Here is a 24,709-nt window from a genome sequence, read left to right on the forward strand (position 1 = left end):
CCCCTTCATTTCACGGCGCCGGCGGTAAGGCCGCGTACGAAGTATTTGCCACCGATCAGGTAGATCAACAGGGTAGGTAGGGCCGCGATCATCACCGCGGCGCTTTGCACGCCATGCTGCGGGATATCGGCGACCGCGGCCGAGAGCGCGATCAGCGCAGCGGTGACCGGCTGCTGTTGGCCGGTCGTGAATGTCACGCCATAGAGGAACTCGTTCCAGATATGCGTGAACTGCCAGATCACGGTGACGACCAGGATGGGTGGCGAGAGCGGCAGAATGATGCGCCAGAAAATGCGAAAGAACCCGGCGCCATCGATGCGCGCGGCCCGTATCAACTCCTGCGGGATGGCAACGTAGTAGTTTCGGCAGAACAGGACGGTAAAGGAGAGTCCCTGGATTGTGTGAATGATCACCAGGCCCGTCAGCGTGTTCATCAGGCCGGTATCGCGCAACACGATGGTCCAGGGCAGCAAACGCATCTGCTGCGGAAGGAAGATGCCGAGCGTGACGATGCCGTAGATCCACTGATCGCCACGAAAGCGCCAGAGCGAAACCGCGTAACCGGCGACCGCACCAAGCAGGGTGGAGAAGATCGTCGCGGGAATGGTGACGAGCGCGGAGTTCAGCATGTAGGGACGGATGCCGGCGCACGTCTCGGCGACACAGAAACCGCTCCAGGCGGCGGCGTAATTGCTCCAGGCCAAGTGTTGCGGCCAGCCGATCATCGAGCCCTGCGCGATCTCCTGGTTGGTACGGAGCGAATTCAGCACGACAACAGCCAATGGCGCGAGCCATGCTGCAGCGATCAGCGAAACGATGAGATAAATCAGAATCCGGCTTGGTGCGAAGGTTCGGTCACGCATGGATCGCCCGCCGCCGCTGGACATAACGCCACGCTGCATACGGCAGCAAAACCGCGAGAAGAATGAGCAACATGAGGACTGCCGCCGCCGCTCCCCGTCCGAGCAGGCTGCGCTGGAACATCAGGTCATAGACGACAAGTGCTGGCAGCTGGGTCGCGATTCCGGGCCCGCCATTGGTGAGCGCGCGGACGAGGTCGAAGGTCGAAATCGCGAACTGCAGCTGGATGACGATGACGGTTATGGTGATCGGCCAAAGCGTCGGCAGGATGACGCGCCGGTACATTCGGATCGGTCCGGCGCCGTCGATCTGCGCTGCCTTGATCAGATCGGCATCGACGGACCGAAGGCCGGCGAGGAAGAGCGCCATGGCGAAGCCGGAGGATTGCCAGATCGCAGCGATGACAATGGTCCAGATGGCCATGTCGCGGTCGATCAGCCAGTCGAACCGGAAGGAGGTCCAGCCGAGGTCGTGGACCAGCTTCTGGATTCCAAGGCCAGGATTGAGCAGCCAACTCCAGACCGTGCCGGTGACCACGAACGACACCGCCAGGGGGTAGAGGAAGATGGATCGCAGCAAATTCTCGCCGCGGATGCGCTGATCGAGCAGGATGGCAAGGATGAGGCCGGTCACCAGACTCAGCAACACGAAGGCGCAACCAAACAGCAGCAGATTGTCGAAGGCGATCTGCCAGTTCCGCGATGCTGTAACCGCGGTATAGTTGCGCAAACCTACCCAGCCCGAGACCGGGACCAGAGTGGATGGTGTGAACGATATCCAAATCGTCCACAGCGAAAACGCAATGAGGTGCGCGGCGGAAAACAGCAGCGGCACCCAGATCGTTAGATATTCGGGCAGCCGGCGTACCACGTCAGAAGCCGCCGGCCGGCCCGGTCTTGTCGAGACGGCGATGGTCAACGTGCGCCCTCGACGGCCTCGGCGAGGCGTGTGACCGCCTGCTCGGGCTTGATCGTCTTGTTCTTCACGTACTCTGTGATCACGTCAATCATCGCTGCCGTCATACCGTTTTCCTGCGCCATGTTGTGCGCAACACTGAGGACGGCCTGATTGCTGGCGATAGCGTCTTTCAGAGCTGCTGCGGTCCGCCGTTGACCTTCCGACCAGCCGTCACCGGAAAGATCGACATCGGTGCGCACGGGTATCGATCCCGTGATCTGCGAATACATGGTCTGGATCGCCGGATCCATCACGAGCTGGGCCATCAGCGTCTGGCCGGCCTGCAGGTCGGGCTCCTTGCGCTGCCAGAATATGAACGCATCGGCATTCAACAGGAAGACGGGCTTGCCATTGTCGCTCGGGCCCGGGGCGATAATGAAGTCGTCGAACTTGAAACCGGCGTTGCGCAGCACGCCCTGCGCCCAACCGCCCATGATCATCATGCCCATGTCGCCGTCGACGAAGCGCTTTAGGTTGGTCGAAAAGTGTTGGGCGCCGACGTTGGGATCCATCCAGTCGGCGATCTTGCGCACCTGGGCGAAGGCAGCCTTGATCTCGGGGCCCTCCAGGGCCTTCTTGTCGAGATTCATGATGGCCGCGCGGTATGCCGCGGGACTGATGCCGGCGAGAGAGGCCTCGAATTTCTGCCCGTCATCGGGACGGGTGCCGCCATTGGCAATCGGATATGTGACGCCGCCTGATTTCATCTTTTCGGCAAGGTCGTTGAAGTCGGCCCAGGTGACGGGGATCTTGTCGGCCTTGGCCTTGTCCATCGCGCGTTTGGAGAGAAACAGCATGTTGGTGCTGTAGATCTGCAAGGGCAGCGCAATCCACTTGCCGCCCGGCTTGTGCAACTTTGCAAGGTCTGGAGCGACAACCTTTTCGTAGCCGGCGGCGGCGACAACGGCGTCGAGATCGACGGTCGGGGCAATCTTCGACCAGGCCGCAATCTCGGGGCCCTTGAGCTGCGAACAGGCCGGCGGATCGCCGGCGATGATCTGAGCACGCAGCTTGTTCATCATCTCGGTGGTGAACCCAGGAACGGGCGAGTGCTGCCAAATTCCGCCCTTCTCCTCGAATTTCTTGCCGAGCGCCGTGATCGCCGCCCCATCGCTGCCGGCCGACCATTGCGAGATCGCGGTCAGGCGCGGCTTGACCGCGCCTTGCGCACGGGCAAATGCCGGCATGGCAAGCGCGGCGGCGGATCCAGCGAGCAGGTGACGCCTCGTTATGGAGATCGGCATAGCATGTTCCTCCCGGTGTGATCTTTTGTTGGCGCGTTCGAGCCGCGCGGCTCATGGCATCTCAGGCGGCCTCCACCGACGCGGCCGGCATGCCGCCGCGACAGGCCAGGCAATAGGCGGCGAAGGCCAGCGCGGCGTTCGGATCGTTGCCGTTCGAAGGCGGCACGAAGGCGAGCGATACGCCGGCGAATTTGCGCCCGCCGAGCAGGCAGGCATCGATTCCCTCGACCACCGCCTTTCGATCCTCTTCCGCGAGCAGCGACGGCCAGCCGCTGACGGCCACGGCAGGACAAGGCTTTACGTTCAGCGTATTGCCGATCGCAAGGCCAAGCCGGAACAGCCGGCGCCGCAGCTCCTGCCGCACGCGCGACGAGATCGGGATTGCATTCACCCACTCAGCACCAAGCTGCAGCAGCTCCGGCTCGGGCATGCCAAGAAGCTCCGCCAATGCGGGGAGCGACGTGAAAGCCTCGACACAACCATGATGGCCGCAGCGGCACCGCGGCCCGCCCTCCGCGAACACCATGTGGCCGAGCTCGACCGGCAGCAGGGCATCGGCCTCGATCGGATCTTCCATCCACGCGCCCGCAACGCCCTGGCCGACAAAGACGAACAGATGCGTCCCGGTAAACGGATAGTCTTCTGTGCGGCAGCGGTGAAACATTGCATGCGCCACGACCGAATTGGTGAATTCGACCGGCACGTCCGCAAACATCTCGCCAAGCAGACCGCGAACGTGCCCGACGTCGCAGGGAATGATCGGATTGTCTGATACGCTGAGCCGGCTGAGACCGGGGACCGCCACGCCGATCTGCGACAGGCGGACCCGCCGTCGCCGCGTCCAGTCCTGCAGCAATTGCAGCGCATCGTGAAATACCCGGCCGACGGATTCGACCGTTGGCGTTTTCGGCAGCGGCAGACGTTCGGTATAATGCAGTTCGCCCGAAAGCCCGCCGACGCCCACGCTCAGCCGCTGCGCGGTCAGCTCAATGGCCGCGAGCGCGACAGAGTTATCGAGAGACACCAAGCCTGTCGGACCACCCACATAAGGCGCAGGCCGCCTGACTTCCTCGATCAGGCCCTCCGCCTTCAGATCGAACAGGATGCGCGACAGGCTCGCCTCGGAAAGGCGCACCGCCTTGGCCAGCGGCGGCCGAAACATGCCGCCCGACTGGAGCAGATGCCCCAGAATGGCCGCACGCGTCTGCCGCCGACTTCTCGGCTGCTCCGACATTTCCATCCCTGTCGTCATTCTTACTTAGTGTAAGAATGTGCGCGCGAAACATTTCGGCTGTCAAGGCGCTTCTGCGACCGCAGGAAGCGCCTCCTGCCCTTCATCCACTTTCGGCGGGCTTGTGCCCGCAGACGTTTTCCGAAAGAGAATATGCCGGAAATGGTACGTCTATTGCTTCCGGCGATAGGCGTGCAGGAGGAGGATGGGCTTTGCTTCGCGTGTTTCTTGATCGACTCTACCTGTTCTCGGGCTATCTCGCCGGTCTCTTCCTTATTGCCATCTTCGTGCTGATGATGCTGCTGTCGGGCGGCCGGCCGCTCGGCATCAATATTCCTGCCGGCGATGATTTCATTTCCTGGTGCATGGCGGCGACCGCCTTCCTCGGGCTCGCCCACACCTTCAAGCATGGCGAAATGATCCGTGTCGGCCTTCTGATCGACCGCCTCAGCGACAACGTACGTCATTACGTCGAGATCGTAGCGCTGATCGTCGGCGCCGGCTTCATCGGGTTTTTCGCCTGGCATGCGGCGGTCATGACCTGGCAATCGCTTAAATTTTCCGACATCTCGCAAGGCGTCATCGCGGTGCCGCTGTGGATTCCACAGCTCGGCTACAGCGGCGGTCTTGCGATTCTCTTCATTGCCTTTGTCGACGAACTGATCCATGTCCTGCGCGGCTTTTCGCCGCGCTACGAACTGCCGAAGCCGCAGAGCGCCGAGGAAGTCGTCGAGCGCGCCATGCAGAGCGGGGTCTGACATGGAGCTGCTCTCGATCGCCGCCATTCTGCTCGGATTCCTCGCGCTGCTGCTCGGCGCCGGCGTCTGGATTGCCGTCGCCCTGATGGCGACAGGATGGGCCGGCATGCAGTTCGCCGGCGGCAACATTCCGGCGGGCAGCGTGCTGGCGACCACGGTGTGGGGCAACAGTGCGTCATGGTCGCTCGCGGCGCTGCCGCTCTTCATCTGGATGGGCGAGATTCTGTTCCGCACCCGGCTTTCGGAGGAAATGTTCCGCGGATTTGCACCCTGGCTGAACTGGCTGCCGGGCCGACTCATGCACGTCAACGTACTAGCCTGCGGAGTGTTCGGCTCGGTGTCGGGCTCGTCGGCCGCGACCTGCGCCACGGTTGCCAAGATCGCGCTGCCGGAGTTGAAGAAGCGCGGTTATAACGAAGACCTCAGTCTCGGCTCGCTCGCCGGCGCCGGCACGCTCGGCATTCTGATCCCGCCGTCGATCACCATGGTGGTCTACGCCGTGCAGGCGAACGTCTCGATCATTCAGGTCTTCCTAGCCGGTTTTCTGCCGGGCCTTCTGGTGATGGTGCTCTACTCCGGCTACATCGCGATCTGGTCGCTCGCCAATCCAAAACGGACGCCGCCGGCCGAACCCGCCATGAGTTTGCGCCAGCGCATCTCCGAATCGCTCAATCTCATTCCCTGCCTGCTGTTGATCATTTTCGTCTTTCTGTCGCTGTTGATGGGCTGGGCGACGGCGACCGAATGCGCCGCCTGGGGCGTGCTCGGCTCGCTCGCGATTGCATGGTGGCAGGGCGCGCTGACGTGGGAGTCGTTCTGGGCGAGCGTGATGGGTGCAACCAGGGTCAACTGCATGATCCTCTTGATCCTCGCCGGCGCCTCCTACATGGGCACGTCGATGGCCTATACCGGCATTCCGATGGCGCTGGCGAGCTGGGTCAACAGCCTGCAACTCAGCCCCTATGCGCTGATCGCCGCGCTCACCGTCATGTACATCGTGCTCGGCACGGCGCTCGACGGCATTTCCATGATCGTGCTGACCACCGCCATCGTGATTCCGATGGTCAAGCAGGCCGGCTTCGATCTCGTCTGGTTCGGCATTTTCCTGGTGCTGGTGGTGGAGATGGCCGAGGTCTCCCCGCCCGTCGGCTTCAACCTGTTCGTTCTGCAGACCATGAGCGGCAAGGATTCCAACACGGTCGCCAAGGCGGCCCTGCCGTTCTTCTTCCTGCTTGTTCTCGCGGTTGCCATCATCACGGTATTTCCTTCCATCGTAATGGTGCTGCCGCAGATGGCGTTCCCTGGCTAGAGAGAGGTGTTTTTATGTTCAGGCTTTTGAAGACGTGCGCGATCGCCGCCTGCGTTGCGGCTTTCGCCCTGCCCGCAATGGCGCAGACGAAATGGAATCTTCCGGCGGCTTATCCTGCGGACAATCCGCATTCGGTGAACCTGATTGCATTCGCCAAGGACGTCGGCGATGCAACCGGCGGCAAGCTGCAGATCACCGTGCATCCCGCGGCATCGCTGTTCAAGGCGCCGGAAATCAAGCGCGCGGTCGCGACCGGGCAGGCGCAGGCCGGCGAAGTCCTGATCTCGCTGCACGAGAACGAGGATCCGATGTTCGGTATCGACGTCATCCCGTTCCTGGCGACGAGCTATCCGGCGGCCAAGAAGCTGTGGCTCGCATCGAAGCCCGCGATCGAGAAGAAGCTCGCGTCGCAAGGCCTTATGCTGCTGTTCGCGGTGCCGTGGGGGCCGCAAGGCATCTACGCCAAGAAGGACATCAACACCGTCGAGGACATGAAGGGCCTGAAATGGCGCGCCTACAATGTTGGCACCTCGCGCATCGCCGAACTGGTCGGCGCCCAGCCGGTCACCATCCAGGCGGCCGAACTGCCGCAGGCGCTGGCGACCGGCGTCGTCAACGCCTTCATGACCTCGGGATCCACTGGCTATGACAGCAAGTCCTGGGAAACCATGACGCACTTCTATGATACGCAAGCCTGGATTCCGAAAAACGTGACCTTCGTGAACAAGGCGGCGTTCGACGCGCTCGACAAGCCGACCCAGGAAGCGATCCTCAAGGCGGCAGCGGTTGCCGAAGAACGCGGCTGGAAGCTCGCGGAGGAAAAGGCGAAGTGGTATCTCGAACAGCTCGCAGCCAACAAGATGAAGGTGCTGCCGCCGCCGCCGGCATTGAAGTCCGGCCTCGAGAAAATCGGCGAGCAGCTCACGGCCGATTGGCTCAAGAAGGCCGGCACTGATGGTGAAGCCGTGATCGCCGCCTACAAGAAGTAGCACGATCAATCTCACGGAGCCCGGCATTCGGTTGCCGGGCTCTGCTATTTCGTGACGCCGCATAGGTGCTCGGCCGCCATAAGCGCGGCGGCGTCAGTCGCCTTTGCTTGACAAGTCGCCATTGCCTGAAAAAACCTGCGCCGCGCCGCCGATGCCGCGCCGGAAGGCTTCATCGAATGTGACGCCGCGAACCTGCCAGCGGTGCGCCCGGCCACTCCACTCCATCTTCCACTGCGTGGCCCAGCCGAGCTGCTGGTCATCCCAGACCAAGCGCCCGGTCAGAACGGCTTCCGCGTCCTGTTCGGCAGCGATCGGAGCAAGCGCCGACAACGGGCTCGCCTCGAGCGTCTCGCCCGTGATGTTCGATTTTGTCAATGCCGCCTCCCCGGGCAGCACGATGAGCATGCCGCGCTTGTCGGCCGCGGCGAGCAAGGCGTCGCGCTGCAGGTCGGATTGGGCGCCATCGATGGTCACGACGTATTTTCTTGGGCCCTGCTCCATCGCGACAAACACCGCAAGCACCGGACGGTGCGATAGCCAGGGCTTGAGACCGAGCATCCCAAGAATCCCGTCGATCTTGCTTTCCTCAAAATCGACCGTCAGGTCGTAGGGCCGGTCGCGGGTGCCCTGCTCGTCACGGATTGGCTTGCCGAAGAACTGGTCACGATAGCTGAATGAGGTGACGAAGCTTTTTGCCTTCGCCTTGTACGGTGCCAATCGCCGGTCGCCGCTGAGCTTCTGTGCACCTGACACCTTGATGAGGACGTCTTCCAGGCACGCGGCAAAGCCGAGCATGCGGTTGGCCTCGCCCTGGCCCGTCACGGTGACCTTCGCGCGATAGAGATCGCCTGCCGCGACAACCGTGGTGCCCGTCCACCAGGTCAGCATGGCTGTCACAAATATCGCGACGATCACCCGGTGTCGCGCCACTCGCAGATCAAACACGCCCACCTCCGTTCAAGGGTGCTGTCTTGCTTTGAGGATTCGTTCGTTTTTGCGGAAACGCAACTTTCGACTGCGGCAGGCTGTCCCATTGATACCCAAACGCCCTGAGCGATGCCTTCGCGGCGCAACATGCAAAATGAGACTACCGATCAAGTTGCGGCCGGCCAAGCTGCACGCGCCGCCCCAGTGATCAGCTAGCTTTCGCTCCGGCGGTTCCGAATGCATTCCGGCTGCACGCCACGCAACCGGCGTCGACCGCATGCGATTCTGAAACGAGCTCGCAATCAAGGCCTGACGATCAAAGAGCCGGCAATCCAAGCGCTGGCGATACAAGGGAGGGGTTCGATGTTGAGAAGCTGTGCGGGACTGGTCGCGCTGAGCACCCTGTTGCTCTCCAGCGCTGCCATGGCTCAGGAGAAGATCAAGGTCGGCGTCACCGCGACGCTCGAAGGCACCTATACGGTGCTCGGCGAAGACGGCATCCGCGGCCACCAGACCGCGATCAATACGCTCGGCAAGAAGGTCGGCGACAAGGAACTCGAATTCATCATCGCGTCCACGGATGCGACGCCTGATTCCGCGGTTCGCGCGGTGCGCAAGCTGATCGAGCAGGACAAGGTCCAGATCCTGCTCTCGCCGCTGTCAGGCGACGAAGGCATCGCCGTGAAGAATTTTGCCAAGACGAGGCCGGAGCTGACGTTCATCAACGCCGCTTCCGGCGCGCAGGAAACCACTTACGTCGATCCGTCGCCGAACTTCTTCCGCTACAACATGGACGGCGCCCAGTGGCAGGTTGGTCTCGGCAAATACGCCTATGAGACCAAGGGTTATCGGAAGATCGCAACCGTCGGCGAAGACTACTCTTTCATCTACACGCAGGTGTTCGGGCTGGTGCTCGAATTCTGCGGCGCCGGCGGACAGGTCACCAACCGGCAATGGGTGCCGCTCGGCACCAAGGATTTTGCTTCGGTCATCGCCGCCCTGCCCGACGATGTCGACGCGATCTATCTTGGCCTCGGCGGTGCCGACGCCGTCAATTTCCTCAACCAGTATCAGCAGGCCGGCGGCAAGGCGCATCTGATGGGCGGATCGATCATGGTCGACCAGACCATCCTCTCCGCCAAGGGCAACGCCAAGAATGCGCTGCTCGGCACTATCGCCGCCAGCGGCCAGGCCGATACCTGGGAGGATCCGGGCTGGCAGAAGTTCGTGAAGGCCTATCAGGACGCCTTCCCGCCGAACAAAAGGTTCCCGAGCCCCTCGCTGCTCGCCACCAACTATTACGGCTCGACGATGGCGCTCATCCTCGCGCTGCGCCAGGTCAACGGCGATCTCAGCAACAACCAGGCAAAATACAAGGAAGCACTTGCCAAGATCGAGCTCGACGCGCCGAACGGCAAGATCAAGCTCGACTCCAACCGCCAGGCGATCGGAACCAACTTCGTCACCGAAGTGGTCGATGACGGCAAGGGCGCCCTCTTCAGCAAGGTCGTGAAGGTGATCCCGAACGTGAACCAGACGCTGGGCTACGACCCCGCGGTGTTCTCCAAGATCGGCCTGCCGAGCCGGACGGTTCCGGAGTGCAAGAAGTACTGAGTTCTTCGCATCTGCGAACGGGCCCCGGTCATGCCGGGGCTCGGGCGCGACCGGGCGGATGTGATTGGCCCTTGATGCGAACCACTTGCATTCTCGCGGTGGATGTTGAACGCTGGTCGAAAAGACAAGAACATCCCGCGGGAGGGAAGGCATGAGCAAGGCTCTGGCCGTCTTCCACGGCCGGTTCGGTCGCGCGACGGTCTATCAGTTGAACCGTCCCTTCAACATGCATGCGCATCGTGAAGGGCACCTGATCTTTCATGTCGGTGGGACGCCGGCCCGCATTGACGTGTGCGATGAGCGATGGCTGCTCGGCGAAGACTCCATTGTCGCCGTCAACCCTTGGGAACCACACAACTTTGTCCCGACCGACGTCGACAACGGCGCGATCTTCTTCGTGCTTTACGTCAACGCCGAATGGTTCGCCCCTGATGCCGCGCGGGCCCACTCCTTGCGGTTCGGCCGCACCTGCTTCAAGCGAACGGTTACCCTCGACAGACACATCAGGCGCACTGCAGCATTGGTCTGCGGGGCCCCCTCGCTGAGCAGCCTCGATTGCGAGCTCAGGCAGTTGATCGATAGTTGCTATGAGGAGAGCTGGCAGCGCTCCGAGCCGGTGGCAGAGACCCGCACGGCGACCGCCGTCACCGACTTTCGCGTCCGCAAATCCATCAAGCTGATGTCGGAAAGCCCTGGCGCCGAGATCGAGCTGGATTCGATCGCCCGCGCTGCGGGCCTGTCGCGTCCACACTTCTACCGTTTGTTCCGCACCCAGACCGGCGTCACCCCGAACCTCTACCTCAACACGCTGATCATGGAACAGGCGCTCGACGCGCTGGTCGCGACCGAGGTGCCGATCGCCGATATCGGCTTCGATCTCGGCTTCTCCTCGCAGAGCGGTTTCACCCGCTTCTTCGCGGCCAATGTCGGAATGGCGCCGACGGAATACCGCCGCGCCGCCAAAGTCTTGCGGCCGTAAGCGCGCCTGGCGCGGAAACATGCTCGCGAAAAGATACTGACGATCAAGTGCACGGTTTTCGGCACCGTTAGGATGGTCCGAAAACGCGAGCCAAAACGGCCGCGGCGTCTGGGAGGACGGTATGGCGACGGCCGGGCGATTGCCGTGACGAGGTTCATCGAACGCCATCCGGCATGGGCGCTGATCACGCTCGTCGTGGTCGCGCTGCTGCTATGGCTGATCCTTGCCGTCTGGCCGCCCGGCCTCGAAGAGGCGATCGGCAGGAAGCGGGTGTTCCTCAACGCCGTCTTCAACGGCATCACGCTCGGCAGCCTCTACTTCCTGGTGGCAAGCGGCTTCACCCTGATCTTCGGCCTGATGCGCAACGTCAACCTGGCGCACGGCTCGCTCTATCTGTTCGGCGGCTATATCGGCTACGCCATCAGCACCTGGACCGGTTCCTGGATCCTCGGCTTCATCATCGCATTCCTTGGCGTCGCCGTGCTCGGCATCGTCCTGCAAATCGTCGTCTTTCGCCGCATGGAGGGGCAGGATCTGCGCCAGACCATGGTCACGATCGGCCTCTCGATCGTGTTTGCCGATCTGATGCTGTGGGTGTTCGGCGGCGATTTCTACCAGATCCAGACCCCGAGCTGGCTGATCGGACCCGTGGAATTGCCGCTGGTGACGGCAGTCAAATCGTCGGGCGAGGCGGTCTATCTGCGCTATCCCCTGGTGCGGCTCGTGATCTTCGTCGCCGCGATCGTAATCGGTATCGTGATGTGGCTGGCACTCAACCGCACCCGCGTCGGCATGATGGTGCGGGCTGGCGTCGATGACCGCGACATGCTGGCCGCGACCGGCGTGCCAATCCAGCTCGTCTTCGTTGCCGTGTTCGCGCTCGGCGCCGGGCTTGCCGGCATCGCCGGCGTCGTCGGCGGAACTTTCCAGTCGCTCTCGCCCGGCGAAGACACCCGCTTTCTGCTCGCCTCCCTCGTCGTCGTCATCGTCGGCGGCATGGGATCGATCCCCGGCGCGGCCCTCGGCGCCATCATCATCGGCCTCGCCGAGCAGCTCGGCTCCGTCTACATCCCGACCTACGCGATCGTGGTGACCTTCCTCATCATGGTGCTGGTGCTGGCGTTGCGCCCGCAAGGCCTTCTGGCGAGGCGCTGACATGTCATTGGTCCAGGGCGCGCATTCTCCGACTAGCCAGCCGCGCGCCGCGCAGCGCGCCGCGTTCCTGACGCTGCCCGAATTCAACAAGCCGGCGGTTTGGCTGGTGGCCGTGATCCTCGTGATCATGCCGCTGATCGCCAACGGCTTCTTCCTGATCGAGATATTTGCCACCACGCTGATCCTCGGCACCATCGCGCTCAGCCTGATGTTCCTCGCCGGCTATGGCGGCATGGTCAGCCTGATGCAGCTCACCATTGCCGGCTTTGCCGCCTACATGGTCGCGGTGTTCGGCATGAGCGCCAACACCAATATCAGCCTCGGCTGGCCGTGGTGGCTGGCAACGCCGATGGCGCTGCTGCTTGCGACGATCTTCGGCACGCTCGGCGGCGCGCTCGCCGTGCGCACCGAGGGCATCTACACCATCATGATCACGCTCGCGATCGGCGCCGCTTTCTATTATTTCACCAACCAGAACTGGCCGATCTTCGGCGGCCACACCGGCATCAACACCGTCGCAACACCGAAATTCTGGGGCGTCGACTGGCGCGCCGACATCCCCTTCTACTACATCACGCTCGGCGTTGCGGCGCTCTGCTATTTTGCCGTTCAATACGTCTCGCGCGCGCCGTTCGGCCTCGCGCTGCAGGGCGTGCGCGACAATCCCCGCCGCATGGCGGCGCTCGGCTTCAATGTCAACGCGCACCGCGTGGCGGCCTATGCGTTCGCGTCCTTCATCGCAGCGCTCGGCGGCGTTCTGCAGGTCTGGAACTACCGGCAGATCTCGCCTGGCTCGGTCAGCGTCGGGGCCTGCATCGATATCCTGATCATTGCCGTGGTCGGCGGCATCACCCGTCCCGTCGGCCCCTATATCGGCGCATTCATCTTCGTGATCCTGCGCACCTTCGCGCTCGATCTCCTGGTCAAGTTCGGGCTGGATGGCAATCGCTTCCGCCTGCTGATCGGCCTCGGCTTCCTCGCCATCGTGTTCTGGTCGTCGGATGGCGTGATCGGACTGTGGGAGCGCTGGCGGCGCAGCACGGCCACGCCGGACAAGCGCACTGGAGGCCAAGGTCATGGATAGAATGGCCATGGATAGGTCGGTGCCACGCTTTTCGGCCGTCGGCGCCGGCGCCGCGCTGGAGCTGCGCGGGGTGACGCGGCTGTTCGGCGCACTCGCGGCGCTCACCGACGTCACCATCACGGTTCGCCCCGGGGAACGCCGTGCCGTGCTCGGCTCCAACGGCGCCGGCAAGACCACGCTGTTCAACTGCGTGACCGGCGACTTTCCGCCGTCTTCCGGCACGATCCGCTTCTTCGGCGAGGACATCACCCACTTCCCGCCCTACGAGCGGATCAGGCGCGGCCTGCGCCGCACCTATCAGATCTCGGCGCTGTTCCCCGGACTCACCGTGCGAGATAATGTCTACCTCGCCTGCCGCGGCGTTTCCCGCGGTCGGTATTCTTTCTTGCGCCCGGGTGCGAACGACGCCCTGATGAGCGCGGCCGAGACGCTGATCCAGGCGGTGCATCTGACATCCGTGAGGGAGCAGCGCGTAGCCGAGCTCGCGCACGGCCAGCAGCGCCAGCTCGAGATCGCACTCGCGCTGGCCGGCGCGCCGCGCTTCATCCTGTTCGACGAGCCAGCGGCTGGGCTATCCCCCACCGAGCGTCGCGAGCTGGTCGAAATCCTGACCTCCCTGCCCGCCCATATCGGCTACATCATCATCGAGCACGACATGGATGTTGCGCTCCGCGTCGTCGAAAGCGTCACGATGATGCACAACGGCCGTGTCTTCAAGGAAGGCCTGCCGCACGAGATCGAAGCCGACCCCGAGGTGCAGGAACTCTATCTGGGGGCCGGCCATGAGTGATATCCGCCGCTCCGCGCCTGCGCTCGAAGTCAGGGGTCTCGACGTCTATTACGGCCATTCCCATGCGCTGCAAGGCGTCGATCTCACCCTCGATGCCGGTGTGTTCTCGGTGGTCGGCCGCAACGGCATGGGCAAGACCACGCTGTGCAAGACCATCATGGGCCTGCTGCGGGCGAGCGGCGGCTCGGTTCGCGTGCGCGGTGAGGACATCACGCGCTTCAGCCCGACGCGGATCGCGCAGGTAGGCGTCGGCTATGTTCCGCAGGGCCGCCGGCTCTGGCGCTCGCTCAGCGTCGACGAGCATTTGCGGCTCGCCGCCGGCATGCGCCGCGGCGCCTGGAGCATCGATCGCATCTACGAGACCTTTCCCCGCCTTGCCGAGCGCAAGGACCATGGCGGCGGCCAGCTCTCAGGCGGCGAACAGCAGATGCTGGCGATCTCGCGCGCGCTTTTGACCAATCCGCATCTGCTCATCATGGACGAGCCGACCGAGGGGCTTGCGCCCGTCATTGTTGCCCAGGTCGAGGACATGCTCGTGCGGCTCGGCGAGGACGGCGACATGTCGGTGCTCGTGATCGAGCAGAATATCGGCGTCGCGACCGCGATCTCGAAAAATGTCGCGATCGTGGTCAATGGCCGCGTCAACCGCATCATCGATTCCGCGCGCCTTGCCGCCGACCGCGAACTGCAACAGCGCCTGCTCGGCGTCGGCGTCCACGGCGCCGAGCCGGAAGCGGATCTCGACGTCACCAATGCAGGCACGGAGACCAGGGCGCAGCCTGCGCCGACGCGCGCATCGGGCACGGCGCCGGTCCGGATCTACATCTCCAATCCCACGCTGCCGACGCGCTGGTCGCAGCCGGCACCGATTGCCCGCATCGAAGCTGCCGCGCGCACGCTATCGACAGGCGTGACGCGTATCGAGGACGCGGCGCGGCAACGGCGCCAGCCCGGCGCGAGCGCGCAAAGCACGTCCGGACCGCCGGTCGTTCTCGTGGTCGGAACGCTCGATACCAAGGCGGAGGAGCTGCGCTTCATCCGCGACGTGATCGCCGGACAGGGCCTCCGGACGCGCCTCGTCGACGTCTCCACCAGCGGCAAGCTCTCGACCTGCGACGTGTCGGCCCAGGAGATCGCCCTCAACCACGGACGCGGCGGATCGACCGTGTTCGGCTCCGATCGCGGCGCGTCGGTGGCGGCGATGGCGGATGCCTTTGCCAACTGGCTACGCCGTCAGGGCAACATCGCCGGGATCATTTCGGCCGGGGGCTCCGGCGGCGCCTCGCTGGTCGCGCCCGCCATGCGCGCCCTTCCCGTTGGCGTGCCGAAGCTCATCATCTCCTCGGTCGCGTCAGGCGATGTCGGCCCCTATGTCGGGCCCGCCGATATCACCATGATGTATTCGGTGACCGATGTGCAGGGTCTCAACTCGATCTCACGCGCCGTGCTCGCCAACGGCGCCAACGCCATCGCCGGCATGGTGAAGGCGCGGCTTGAAAATCAAGGCGCGGCCGAGCGTAACGCACCGGCCGATCTACCGGCAATCGGCATCACCATGTTCGGCGTGACGACACCGGCCGTGCAGAAGATCGCGGCCGAGCTGCGCAACGATTTCGAATGCCTCGTTTTCCACGCCACCGGCGTCGGCGGCCGCTCAATGGAGAAGCTGGTCGATTCCGGAATGCTCGCCGCCGTCGTCGACCTCACGACGACGGAGGTCTGTGACTTCCTAATGGGTGGCGTATTCCCCGCGACCGACGACCGCTTCGGCGCCATCATCCGCAGCCGCGTGCCGTTCATCGGCTCGGTCGGCGCGCTCGACATGGTCAATTTCGGCGCGCCTGACAGCATCCCCGAGCGCTACCGCCAGCGCAAATTCCACATTCACAATCCACAGGTGACGTTGATGCGCACCACGGTGGAGGAGAACGAGCGCATCGGACGCTGGATCGGCGAGAAGCTCAACCGGATGGATGGGCCGGTTCGCTTCTTCCTGCCCGAAGGCGGCGTTTCCGCGCTCGATGTCCCCGGCCAGGCGTTCTGGGACCCGGAGGCCGATGCCGCGCTGTTCACGGCGCTGGAGCGCAGCGTGCGTCAGACCGGCAATCGCCAGCTCGTTCGCATCAAGCGCCATATCAACGATCCCGAATTTGCATCCGCCATCGTCGCCGCGCTCCGCCCTCTGGTCGGACGCCCGGGGACGCGCCGGAGAGTTGCGAGGTGACCATGGCGAAGTTCGAACGCGCAAAGATTCTGAAGAAATTTCGCAGCATGGTGGCCAAAGGCGAGCCGATCGTCGGCGGCGGCGCCGGCACCGGCCTATCAGCCAAATGCGAGGAAGCCGGCGGCGTCGACCTGATCGTGATCTACAATTCCGGCCGCTACCGCATGGCCGGACGCGGCTCGCTGGCCGGCTTGATGCCCTACGGCGATGCCAATGCGATCGTGGTCGAGATGGCCGGCGAAGTGTTGCCGGTCGTCACCAAGACGCCGGTGCTCGCGGGCGTCAACGGCACCGATCCGTTCCGCGACATGGATCGTTTCCTCGACGAATTGAAAGCGCTCGGCTTCGCCGGCGTGCAGAACTTTCCAACCGTCGGGCTGATCGACGGAATCTTCCGCGCCAATCTCGAAGAGACCGGCATGTCCTATGCCCTCGAGATCGACATGATCGCCAAGGCGCGTGACAAGGACATGCTGACGACGCCCTATGTGTTCAGCGAAAGCCAGGCCGCGGCCATGGCGATTGCCGGCGCCGACATCATCGTCTGCCATCTCGGCCTCACTACCGGCGGCGCGATTGGCGCGCATACCGCGCTAAAGCTCGAAGACTGTCCGGAACAGATCGACACCTGGGCGTCGGCCGCGCTCAGCGTCAACCCGGACATTCTGGTGCTGGCGCACGGCGGCCCGATCGCCGAACCCGATGACGCCGACTTCATCATGAAACATACGCGCAAGTGCCACGGCTTCTATGGCGCCTCCTCGATGGAGCGACTCCCGGTGGAGCGGGCGCTGACGGAACAGGTACGCAAATTCAAGGCGATCGGCGCGCGATAACGCCGAGGGCAAAGGGAGGAGAAGATGTCGGGGACTCTGGTTGGCGAATTGATTCTCTGGCTGATCGTCGCGGTCGTCGTGATCGCCATCGTCGTCTATATCGTGAACTGGCTGTATCACCGCTCGTCGAAGGAAGTCTCCTTCGTCCGCACCGGCCTCCTCGGCGAGCGCGTCGTGATCAACGGCGGCGCCTTCGTGCTGCCGTTCATCCACGACTACACGCCCGTCAACATGAACGTGCTGCCGATGGGCATCGTGCGCTCGCAGCATGACGCCGTGATCACCCGCGACCGCATGCGCGTCGACATCGAGGCCGACTTTTACGTCCGCGTGCAGCCAACCCGCGAGGCCGTCGCGATCGCCGCAGCCACGCTCGGCCGGCGCACGCTCGAACCGGGGCAACTGCACGCCCTGCTCTCCGGCAAGTTCGTTTCTGCGATCAGGTCGGTGGCAGCCGAGATGACCATGGAGCAGATGCACGAGCAGCGCGGCGAGTATGTCGCCCGGGTCAAAGCCGCCGCCGCCGAGGCGCTGGCGCAGAACGGCCTCGAGCTCGAATCCGTCGCCATCACCGATCTCGATCAGACGGATCTGGAATATTTCAACCCGTCGAACCGTTTTGACGCCGAAGGCCTGACGCGGCTGATGGAGGACATCGAGGCCAGGCGCAAGCTGCGCAATGACATCGAACAGGATTCGATGATCAAGATCCGCACCCGCAACCTCGATGCCGAGCGCCAGGCCTTGGAGATCGAACGCGAGAGCGAGACCGCCCGTCTCGAACAGGAGCGCGACATCGAGATGCGCCGGGCGCTGCAGCGCACGGAAGTAGCGCGGGAGCGCGCGCTCCGCGAGACCGAAGCCGAGCAGGCGCAGATCGCGGCCCGCGAAGCCATCGAGAAGGCACGCATCGCCAACGAGCTCGCCATTGCCGAGGCCCGCATTGCCTCCGAGCGCGAAACGCGGCACCGCGAGATCGAGCGCACCCGTGCGGTGGAAGAAAAGGAACTGCTGGCCCGCGAAGAAATCGAGAAGGCAAAAATCGCCAACCAGCGCGCGGTCGATACCGCCCGCATCGCCTCGGAGCGCGAAGTGCGCCAGCGCGACATCGAGCGCACACGGTCGGTCGAGGAAGCCGAGATCATGGCGCGCGAGGCGGTCGAGAAGGCACGCATCCAGCAGGATCGCGCCGTCACCGACGCCCGGATCGCCAACGAGGAGGAAACTCGCCGCCGCGAGATCGAGCGTAGCCGCGCGGTCGAGGAAGCCGAAATTGCGGCGCGCGAGGCGACCGAAAAGGCCCGTATCGCCCAGACCACGATCGTCAATGTCGAGCGGATCGCTTCCGACGAGCGCACCCGCTCGCTGGAAATTGCGCAGGTGCGCACCATTCAGGAAGCGGAGATCGAGGCGCAGAAGGCCGTCGAAGCGGCACGGATCGCCCGCGAGCGGACACTGGCCGCCGAACGCATCAGCTCCGAGCACGCCACGCGCAAGCTGGAAATCGAGCGTAACCAGGCGCTGGAAGTCGCCGGCATTTCCGCGCGTGAGGCCACGGAAGCCTCCCGCATCGCGCAGGAAGAGCGTGTTCGCTCGCTCGAAATCGCGCGCAACCGCGCCGTCGAGGAGGCCGATATCGCCTCGCGCGAAGCGATCGAAGCCGCGCGGATTGCCCAGGAGAAGGTCGTCGCCGCCCAGCGCATCCGCGCCGAGAAGGAAACCAGGGGACTCGAGATCGAGCGCACCGAAGCCATCGAGGCTGCCGAGCTCAAGCGCCGCGACGCGATCGAACGCCGCCGCGTCGAGGTCGAGCTGGCGCTGGAAGCCGAGCGCATCGCTTCGTCCAAAACGCGCGAGGTGCTCAACATCGACCAGAAGAAGACGGTCGAGATCGCCGACGAGGAGCGCGTGATCGCGCTCGCCGCAAAACGCTCCGAGCGCATCGATGCCGACCGTCAGGTCAAGCAGGCCGAGATCAACGCCCGCAAGGAAGTCGAGACGACGGATGTCTCGCGCGAGCAGGCGCTCGAAGCCGCACGGCTCGCCCGACGCCGCGCGATCGAGCAGCTCGAGGTCGGCCGCGTCCAGGCGCTGCAGGAAGCCGAGATCGCCTCCCGCGAGGAAGTCGAACGAGCCCGTATCGCCTCCGATCGCGGCCTCGACGAGGCCCGCATCGGCCGCGAGCGCGACCTGCGCAAGCTGGAGGTCAACCGCGAAAAAGATGTGGAGACGGCGCTGATGGAGAAGGCGATCGCTCTCTATCAGAAATCGCTGGAGGAATCCGCCGCCAAGGTGGCGGCCGAGGATGCGCGGGTGCGCGCGACGGAGGCCGCCGAGCGCGTCGTCACCGCCCGCGACAGTGAGATCGCCAAGCGACAGAAGACCATCGAGGTGCTGCTGGCGGAGAAGCGAGCCGAGGAAACCAAGATCGCGGCCGACGCCGAGCGTGTGCGCGCCGCGGTCGAGGCCGAGGCGCAGCGGCTGCTCAACGAAGCCGAGAACGTGCTCACCGACCAGGCGCGCTACTCGCTGTTCCGCCGCAAGCTGCTCGACCGCATCGAGGGCATCGTGCGCGAGAGCGTCAAGCCGATGGAGAAGATCGAGGGCATCCGCATTCTTCAGGTGGACGGGCTCGCAAACAACGGCGGTGGCAACGGGGGCCGCAGCGCCACCGACGAGGTGATCGATTCGGCGCTGCGCTACCGGGTGCAGGCGCCGCTGATCGACTCCATCCTGTCCGACATCGGCGTCGAGGGCGGCAGCCTCGCCAAGATGCCGGGCCTGATCCGCGAAGCGCGCGACATGCAGGGCATCAAGGATTCGGCCCGCAAGGCCGGGCCCGCCAAACCCGACACGCCTCCCTCCAGCCCCGGCGAGCCTCCCGCCGAACGCGGACCGCGCAAGAAAGGGTGAGATCACGCCATGGCCCGCGTCTACGTCTCCACCGTCGTCAATGCCCGCAACGACCGCGTCTGGGCGCGCGTCCGCGACTTCAACGGCCTGCCCAACTGGCATCCGGCGATTGCGGAGAGCCGGATCGAAGGCGGCGAGCCCGCCGACAAGATCGGCTGCGTGCGGGATTTTCGCCTGCGCAATGGCGACCGCATCCGCGAAAAGCTGCTCGGCCTCTCCGACTACGACATGTTCTGCACCTATTCGATCCTGGAGTCTCCGATGGGGGTGGAGAACTACGTCGCAACGCTGCGGTTGACGCCGGTGACCGACGGCGACCAGACTTTTCTGGAATGGAGCGCCGAGTTCGATTGCGCGCCGGAGCGCGAGAACGAACTCGTGAACAATATCGGCTCCGGCGTGTTCCAAGGCGGGTTCGACGCGCTCAAGCGCGCCTTTGGAGGCTAGCGTGCCGCATATCGTCAAAAGCACGGTTCTCAACGCGCCGACGGGCGCGGTGTGGAACGTGCTGCGCGATTTCAACGGCCATGACCGCTGGCACCCCGCGGTGGCGACCAGCACGATCGAGCGCGCGCAGACGTCCGACAAGATCGGCTGCGTACGCCGGTTCAAGCTGCAGGACGGCTCGGAGCTGCGCGAACAGTTGCTGGCGCTGTCCGATCTCGAACAGACCTTCAGCTACTGCCTGCTCGATACGCCGATCCCGATGTTCAACTATGTCGCCCATGTCCGGCTGCTGCCGGTCACGGACGGCGACCGTACTTTCTGGCACTGGGAATCCCGTTTTACGGCGCGTCCCGCGGATGCCGAGCGGCTGACGCAGATGGTCGCCGAACAGATCTACCAAGCCGGCTTCGATGCCATTCGCCGGCACCTGAAGGAGACCGCATGACAGCGGAGGCAACCCCATGCCCGTCACGGTGAAAACATTCGCAAGTTTTGGCGAAGCAGCCTCGGCATTGTCGTCCGACCGCAGCGCCCGCTATCTCGGCGGCGGCACGCTGGTCATGCGCGCGCTCAACGAGGGCGACATCTCGATCTCGACCGTGGTCCGCGCCACCGACCGGGCATTGTCTCGCATCGACGTGTCGAGCTCGCGCATCACGATCGGCGCCGGCGTCACCTTCGCCAAAATCTTGGCCGAACGCGAGCTTGCCTTTCTTCACGCGCCGGCACGCTCGATCGGCGGACCGGCCGTGCGCAACATGGGCACGGTGGGCGGCAATCTGTTTGCGCCCAATCCCTATGGCGATTTCACCGTCGCGCTGCTCGCGCTCGATGCGGCCGTCTCGGTCCAGGGCGGCCTCGGCGCCCGCGACATGGGGATCGAGGAGTTCCTGCAATCCCGCGAGCGGCAAAGCGGCGCACTGGTGCTCGCGGTCTCCTGCCAGCGTCCTGCGAACGCCGATGCCTTCCGTTATCGCAAGATCGCGCGCATCAAGCCGAAGGGCGGCTCGGTTATCACGCTGGCCGCACATCTGCCGGTCAGCGGCGGCCGCGTCTCGGGCGCGCGCATCGCGCTGGGATCGATGGCCCCGATGCAAATTCGCGCACGCGCCGCCGAGCGGGCGCTGGAAGGACGTGCGCTCGACGACGCCGCGATCAGCGCCGCCGCGGCGGTGGCCGCCGAGGGCGTGTCGCCCGCCGACAACGCTCTCGGCAGCGCGTGGTATCGCCGCGAGATCGTCGGCGTCCATCTTCGGCGCCTGCTGTCCGGCCTGGAGTAAGCATTCATGACCAAGACCCCGCTCCAGTTTCGTCATAACGGCCGCGACGTCGCCCTGTTCGTCGACGGCGGCGTCAACCTGCTGGTCGCGCTCCGTGAAGGGATCGGCGACATGACGCCGAAATTCGGCTGCGGCCAGGGCGGCTGCGGCGCCTGCAGCGTGCTGATCGATGGCGAACTGCACCTCTCCTGCCTGACGCTGGCGGAGACTGCGGCCGGGCGTTCCGTCGAAACGCTCGACGGGCTCAAGGACGGCCCCAATCTGCACCCGCTGCAGCGCGCCTTCATGGAGCAATTCGCCGCACAGTGCGGCTACTGCACGCCGGGCATGCTGATGGCCGCGAAGGCGCTGCTCGATCGCAATCCGTCGCCGACCCGCGCCGAGGTCATCGAAGCGATCTCGGGAAATATCTGCCGCTGCACCGGCTATGAACCGATCATCAACGCCGTACTCGCCGCCGCATCTGGCGGCCGGGCACGGGCGTAAAGGATACTGCCATGCTGGAACTGCGCAAGGACATCTTCGCCGACGAGCGCGACGATAATTTGAAGGAGATCGGCAAGGGCACGCAGCGCCAGGACATGCTCGGCCATGTCACGGGCACGTCGACCTATTTCGACGACCATAAGCTGCAGGGCATGCTGCATCTCAAGGTGCTGCGCAGCCCGCACGCCCACGCCCGCCTACGCCGTATCGACACCATGGAAGCGGAACGTTCCCCCGGCGTGCGGCGCATCATTCGCGGCGCCGATGTGCCGGTCAATCTCAACACGCTGCTCAGCCTGATCAATTTCGGCAAGGACGACGAGCCGTCGCTGGCCGTCGACAAGGTGCGCTACAAGGGCGAACCGATCGTCGCGATCGTCGCCGACTCTCCGCGCGAGGCCCATGAGGCGATGGCGAAAGTGCGGGTCGACTACGAGCCGCTGCCCGCGGTATTCGACGTCGAGGACGCACTGAAGCCCGGTGCGCCCGTCGTCAACGAAGTCTACCCCAATAACACCTTCGTCTATCACGATGTCTACGATCACCAGAAGCTGCGTTTCGGCGACGTCGAGCGCGGCTTTGCCGAGGCCGATCATGTCCTCGAACAGCGCTATCAGATGTCGCCGATCGAGCATGCGCCGACCGAAACCAATGGCTCGATCGCAGCTCCCGATACCAACGGCCGCTACGTCGTCTACACCTCGACGCAGGCGCTGTTCTTCTCGCTCGACACCTGCGCAAAAATCCTCGACGTGCCCTCCAACACCTTCCATTTCATCGGCGGCACGGTCGGCGGCGGCTTTGGCGGCAAGGTCGATACGCTCACCGAGCCGCTCGCCATTCTCGGCGCGATGCTGACCGGACGGCCGGTGCGCTACCAGCTCGGCCGCGAGGAGGAGATGCAATTCGGCTCGCCGCGCGGCGCCGAGCGCATCTATATCAAGGATGGCATCATGCGTGACGGACGCATCATCGCCCGCAAGATCCGCGCCTACTTCGACAGCGGTGCCTATACCCGGCTTTCCAGCTATGCCGTCGTCAAATGCGCGGCCCACCTGCCCGGCCCCTATACGATCCCCAACGTTTCCGGCGACATCTACTGCGTGTTCACCAATCGCACACCCGCCACCGCCATGCGCGGCTTTGGTGTCACTGCGATGGACTTTGCGCTCGAATGCCAGATGGACAAGCTCGCCCATCTCGTCAGCATCGATCCCCTGGAGTTCCGCATCCTCAATGCCTATCGCGACGGCGACATGAAGGCACACCGGCGCGAGGCCAAGAACACCGCGCTGATCGAATGCGTGCAGGTTGCGGCCGAAAAAGCCAAATGGCCGCTGCGCGAGGAGATGAGGCGCATGTCCTCGCGCAAGGACGGCGGCGGCAGCCGGGCGGCAATACCCACGACGCCGCTCGAACCCGCCGCACAACGCGCCACAGTTTCGCAGCAGCGTACCACCTACGATCGCGCGCCACCTGCCACGATCCAACCACCACCGCCCACACCGGCGCCGCCTTCCCCGCGGCCGCCGGCTCCGTCGCCGTCGCATGGCGCCACCCGTTTCTCCTCCGTCTTCGGCACCAGGAGGCGCTGACCATGACAAAGCATCGCGGACGCGGCATCGCCTCGATCAACTACCCCATCGGCATGAATCTCGGCGGCGACCCCAGCCAGGCATTGGTGCATTCCAATCCCAGCGGCAAATTCGCGGTGTCGCTGTCGTCGATCGACCTCGGCCAGGGCATGAAATCGGTGACACGGCAGATCTGCGCGGAGACGCTCGGCGTGCCGGTCGAGGACGTCTATGTCGACACCGCCGATTCCGACACCGGCCCGCATTGCATGGGCTCGTTCGCCTCGCGCGGCACGCATCGCGTCGGTAACGCGGTGATGGCGGCCGCGAAAGAGGCTCGCGGTGTCATGATGGAGGCTGCCGCCGAGGAATTGGAGGTCAACGCCGCCGATCTCGAGACCGACGGGCGCGGCAATATCCACGTCAAGGGTGCGCCGCACCGTTCCATCTCTACCAAAGATGTCGCCATCGCCGCGCAGTTCAAGCAAGGCAAGACCATATCGGGGCGCGGCATCTTTCTGGTGCCGTTGTCCGAGGTCAATCCCGAGACCGGCGAGATGTCACCGGCGACCTGCTATGCGCACGCCTGCCTCGTCGCCGAGGTCGAGGTTGACGATGAGACCGGCGAGGTCGCGATGGTGCGCATGGACAGCGCGTATGAACTCGGCCGCGCGCTCAATCCGCGCTTGGTGGAGCAGCAGCTCGTCGGCGGCGCCTGGATGGGGATCAGCCACGCGCTGTTCGAAACACCCGAGCCTTATTATCCAAATCCCGATCACGGCCCGCGCGACTTCGTCGAATATCTGATGCCCGGCCCCGGCGACATCTGCCCGCACGATATCGCGGTGCTGGAACGCCCCGCCGCCGACGGCCCGTTCGGCGCCAAGGGCCCCGGCGAGATGTGCGCCAACCCGGTGCTGCCGGCGGTCGCCAACGCGATCTTCAATGCGGTCGGCGTGCGGATGGACGAACTGCCGATCACGCCCGAAAAAGTTTTGCGCGCGATCAAGGCCCAGGGCGGCGCCCGGCCGCAGGCGAGGCGCTGAGGCAC

The 24,709-nt window shown here is 64.4% G+C and carries 22 protein-coding genes; 17 read left to right on the forward strand and 5 right to left on the reverse strand.

The features are described 5' to 3' along the window. Positions 1–5 precede the first annotated feature (5 nt). From QA643_RS33335 to QA643_RS33350, 4 genes are all read right to left on the reverse strand, one after another. Positions 6–863: a carbohydrate ABC transporter permease gene (locus QA643_RS33335; protein WP_283029895.1), complete on the reverse strand. Its 858-nt coding sequence runs from the start codon at positions 861–863 to the stop codon at positions 6–8. Continuing rightward, positions 856–1,779 carry a sugar ABC transporter permease gene (locus tag QA643_RS33340; protein WP_283029896.1) on the reverse strand — a complete coding sequence of 308 codons (924 nt, stop codon included), beginning with the start codon at positions 1,777–1,779 and terminating at the stop codon, positions 856–858. The genes QA643_RS33335 and QA643_RS33340 overlap by 8 nt, the downstream gene beginning before the upstream one ends. Next, on the reverse strand, positions 1,776–3,062 hold the full coding sequence (locus QA643_RS33345) for an ABC transporter substrate-binding protein (RefSeq protein ID WP_283029897.1): 1,287 nt from the start codon (positions 3,060–3,062) through the stop codon (positions 1,776–1,778). Before QA643_RS33345 ends, QA643_RS33340 begins: the two co-directional genes overlap by 4 nt. Positions 3,063–3,123: 61 nt before the next feature. Then, complete coding sequence (locus QA643_RS33350; RefSeq protein ID WP_283035012.1) at positions 3,124–4,302, reverse strand: ROK family transcriptional regulator; 1,179 nt, start codon at positions 4,300–4,302, stop codon at positions 3,124–3,126. Between the two features lie 212 nt (positions 4,303–4,514). Between QA643_RS33350 and QA643_RS33355 the strand changes: the two genes are divergently transcribed. The 3 genes from QA643_RS33355 to QA643_RS33365 are packed head-to-tail and all read left to right on the forward strand — an operon-like array spanning position 4,515 to position 7,349. Next, complete coding sequence (locus tag QA643_RS33355; RefSeq protein ID WP_349253304.1) at positions 4,515–5,051, forward strand: TRAP transporter small permease; 537 nt, start codon at positions 4,515–4,517, stop codon at positions 5,049–5,051. A gap of 1 nt (position 5,052) precedes the next feature. Further along, positions 5,053–6,360, forward strand: a complete 1,308-nt coding sequence (locus QA643_RS33360; RefSeq protein WP_283029899.1) for a TRAP transporter large permease subunit — start codon at positions 5,053–5,055, stop codon at positions 6,358–6,360. Positions 6,361–6,374: 14 nt separating this feature from the next. Then, on the forward strand, positions 6,375–7,349 hold the full coding sequence (locus QA643_RS33365; protein ID WP_283029900.1) for a TRAP transporter substrate-binding protein: 975 nt from the start codon (positions 6,375–6,377) through the stop codon (positions 7,347–7,349). A gap of 93 nt (positions 7,350–7,442) precedes the next feature. On the opposite strand, the gene QA643_RS33370 is transcribed toward QA643_RS33365, so the two are convergent. Continuing rightward, the gene (locus tag QA643_RS33370) at positions 7,443–8,144 is read right to left on the reverse strand and encodes a DUF2066 domain-containing protein (protein WP_283029901.1); all 702 of its coding nucleotides are present in this window, start codon (positions 8,142–8,144) and stop codon (positions 7,443–7,445) included. Positions 8,145–8,639: 495 nt separating this feature from the next. On the opposite strand from QA643_RS33370, the gene QA643_RS33375 reads away from it, so the two are divergent. The 14 genes from QA643_RS33375 (at position 8,640) to QA643_RS33440 (ending at position 24,704) form a co-directional block, all read left to right on the forward strand. Beyond that, positions 8,640–9,890, forward strand: a complete 1,251-nt coding sequence (locus tag QA643_RS33375; protein ID WP_283029902.1) for an ABC transporter substrate-binding protein — start codon at positions 8,640–8,642, stop codon at positions 9,888–9,890. A gap of 151 nt (positions 9,891–10,041) precedes the next feature. Continuing rightward, positions 10,042–10,869 carry an AraC family transcriptional regulator gene (locus QA643_RS33380; protein ID WP_283029903.1) on the forward strand — a complete coding sequence of 276 codons (828 nt, stop codon included), beginning with the start codon at positions 10,042–10,044 and terminating at the stop codon, positions 10,867–10,869. Between the two features lie 144 nt (positions 10,870–11,013). After that, complete coding sequence (locus tag QA643_RS33385; protein ID WP_283029904.1) at positions 11,014–12,024, forward strand: branched-chain amino acid ABC transporter permease; 1,011 nt, start codon at positions 11,014–11,016, stop codon at positions 12,022–12,024. A 1-nt stretch (position 12,025) separates the two neighbouring features. Continuing rightward, positions 12,026–13,108 carry a branched-chain amino acid ABC transporter permease gene (locus QA643_RS33390; protein ID WP_283029905.1) on the forward strand — a complete coding sequence of 361 codons (1,083 nt, stop codon included), beginning with the start codon at positions 12,026–12,028 and terminating at the stop codon, positions 13,106–13,108. Positions 13,109–13,115: 7 nt separating this feature from the next. Beyond that, entirely contained in the window at positions 13,116–13,898 is a 783-nt protein-coding gene (locus QA643_RS33395) for an ABC transporter ATP-binding protein (RefSeq protein WP_283035013.1), read from the forward strand. Then, the gene (locus tag QA643_RS33400) at positions 13,891–16,122 is read left to right on the forward strand and encodes an ABC transporter permease (protein ID WP_283029906.1); all 2,232 of its coding nucleotides are present in this window, start codon (positions 13,891–13,893) and stop codon (positions 16,120–16,122) included. Before QA643_RS33395 ends, QA643_RS33400 begins: the two co-directional genes overlap by 8 nt. A 2-nt stretch (positions 16,123–16,124) precedes the next feature. Continuing rightward, on the forward strand, positions 16,125–16,958 hold the full coding sequence (locus QA643_RS33405) for a phosphoenolpyruvate hydrolase family protein (RefSeq protein ID WP_283029907.1): 834 nt from the start codon (positions 16,125–16,127) through the stop codon (positions 16,956–16,958). 24 nt (positions 16,959–16,982) lie between these two features. After that, positions 16,983–19,871: a flotillin domain-containing protein gene (locus tag QA643_RS33410; protein WP_283029908.1), complete on the forward strand. Its 2,889-nt coding sequence runs from the start codon at positions 16,983–16,985 to the stop codon at positions 19,869–19,871. Positions 19,872–19,880: 9 nt separating this feature from the next. Next, positions 19,881–20,318 carry an SRPBCC family protein gene (locus QA643_RS33415; RefSeq protein ID WP_283029909.1) on the forward strand — a complete coding sequence of 146 codons (438 nt, stop codon included), beginning with the start codon at positions 19,881–19,883 and terminating at the stop codon, positions 20,316–20,318. A 1-nt stretch (position 20,319) separates the two neighbouring features. Further along, positions 20,320–20,763, forward strand: a complete 444-nt coding sequence (locus QA643_RS33420) for an SRPBCC family protein (protein ID WP_283029910.1) — start codon at positions 20,320–20,322, stop codon at positions 20,761–20,763. A gap of 16 nt (positions 20,764–20,779) precedes the next feature. Further along, positions 20,780–21,598: an FAD binding domain-containing protein gene (locus tag QA643_RS33425; RefSeq protein WP_283029911.1), complete on the forward strand. Its 819-nt coding sequence runs from the start codon at positions 20,780–20,782 to the stop codon at positions 21,596–21,598. Positions 21,599–21,604: 6 nt separating this feature from the next. Next, positions 21,605–22,084, forward strand: a complete 480-nt coding sequence (locus QA643_RS33430; RefSeq protein ID WP_283029912.1) for a (2Fe-2S)-binding protein — start codon at positions 21,605–21,607, stop codon at positions 22,082–22,084. Positions 22,085–22,095: 11 nt separating this feature from the next. After that, a complete protein-coding gene (locus tag QA643_RS33435) occupies positions 22,096–23,679 on the forward strand; it encodes a molybdopterin cofactor-binding domain-containing protein (RefSeq protein WP_283029913.1) in 1,584 nt (527 codons plus the stop codon). 2 nt (positions 23,680–23,681) lie between these two features. After that, positions 23,682–24,704, forward strand: coding sequence for a molybdopterin cofactor-binding domain-containing protein (locus QA643_RS33440; protein WP_283029914.1), 1,023 nt, complete (start codon positions 23,682–23,684; stop codon positions 24,702–24,704). Positions 24,705–24,709 lie beyond the last annotated feature (5 nt).

Origin of the sequence: Bradyrhizobium sp. CB3481 (assembly GCF_029714305.1) — a bacterium.
In the GTDB taxonomy this organism is placed as follows: domain Bacteria; phylum Pseudomonadota; class Alphaproteobacteria; order Rhizobiales; family Xanthobacteraceae; genus Bradyrhizobium.

What these genes read in the sequence shown, in the direction of transcription:
- QA643_RS33375 (WP_283029902.1), top strand. Translation starts at nt 8,640, where the DNA reads ATGTTGAGAAGCTGTGCGGGACTGGTCGCGCTGAGCACCCTGTTGCTC.
- QA643_RS33350 (WP_283035012.1), bottom strand. Translation starts at nt 4,302, where the DNA reads ATGGAAATGTCGGAGCAGCCGAGAAGTCGGCGGCAGACGCGTGCGGCC.
- QA643_RS33395 (WP_283035013.1), top strand. Translation starts at nt 13,116, where the DNA reads ATGGATAGGTCGGTGCCACGCTTTTCGGCCGTCGGCGCCGGCGCCGCG.
- QA643_RS33430 (WP_283029912.1), top strand. Translation starts at nt 21,605, where the DNA reads ATGACCAAGACCCCGCTCCAGTTTCGTCATAACGGCCGCGACGTCGCC.
- QA643_RS33405 (WP_283029907.1), top strand. Translation starts at nt 16,125, where the DNA reads ATGGCGAAGTTCGAACGCGCAAAGATTCTGAAGAAATTTCGCAGCATG.
- QA643_RS33440 (WP_283029914.1), top strand. Translation starts at nt 23,682, where the DNA reads ATGACAAAGCATCGCGGACGCGGCATCGCCTCGATCAACTACCCCATC.
- QA643_RS33435 (WP_283029913.1), top strand. Translation starts at nt 22,096, where the DNA reads ATGCTGGAACTGCGCAAGGACATCTTCGCCGACGAGCGCGACGATAAT.
- QA643_RS33390 (WP_283029905.1), top strand. Translation starts at nt 12,026, where the DNA reads ATGTCATTGGTCCAGGGCGCGCATTCTCCGACTAGCCAGCCGCGCGCC.
- QA643_RS33380 (WP_283029903.1), top strand. Translation starts at nt 10,042, where the DNA reads ATGAGCAAGGCTCTGGCCGTCTTCCACGGCCGGTTCGGTCGCGCGACG.
- QA643_RS33400 (WP_283029906.1), top strand. Translation starts at nt 13,891, where the DNA reads ATGAGTGATATCCGCCGCTCCGCGCCTGCGCTCGAAGTCAGGGGTCTC.
- QA643_RS33410 (WP_283029908.1), top strand. Translation starts at nt 16,983, where the DNA reads ATGTCGGGGACTCTGGTTGGCGAATTGATTCTCTGGCTGATCGTCGCG.
- QA643_RS33415 (WP_283029909.1), top strand. Translation starts at nt 19,881, where the DNA reads ATGGCCCGCGTCTACGTCTCCACCGTCGTCAATGCCCGCAACGACCGC.
- QA643_RS33345 (WP_283029897.1), bottom strand. Translation starts at nt 3,062, where the DNA reads ATGCCGATCTCCATAACGAGGCGTCACCTGCTCGCTGGATCCGCCGCC.
- QA643_RS33370 (WP_283029901.1), bottom strand. Translation starts at nt 8,144, where the DNA reads ATGCTCGGCTTTGCCGCGTGCCTGGAAGACGTCCTCATCAAGGTGTCA.
- QA643_RS33360 (WP_283029899.1), top strand. Translation starts at nt 5,053, where the DNA reads ATGGAGCTGCTCTCGATCGCCGCCATTCTGCTCGGATTCCTCGCGCTG.
- QA643_RS33365 (WP_283029900.1), top strand. Translation starts at nt 6,375, where the DNA reads ATGTTCAGGCTTTTGAAGACGTGCGCGATCGCCGCCTGCGTTGCGGCT.
- QA643_RS33425 (WP_283029911.1), top strand. Translation starts at nt 20,780, where the DNA reads ATGCCCGTCACGGTGAAAACATTCGCAAGTTTTGGCGAAGCAGCCTCG.
- QA643_RS33335 (WP_283029895.1), bottom strand. Translation starts at nt 863, where the DNA reads ATGCGTGACCGAACCTTCGCACCAAGCCGGATTCTGATTTATCTCATC.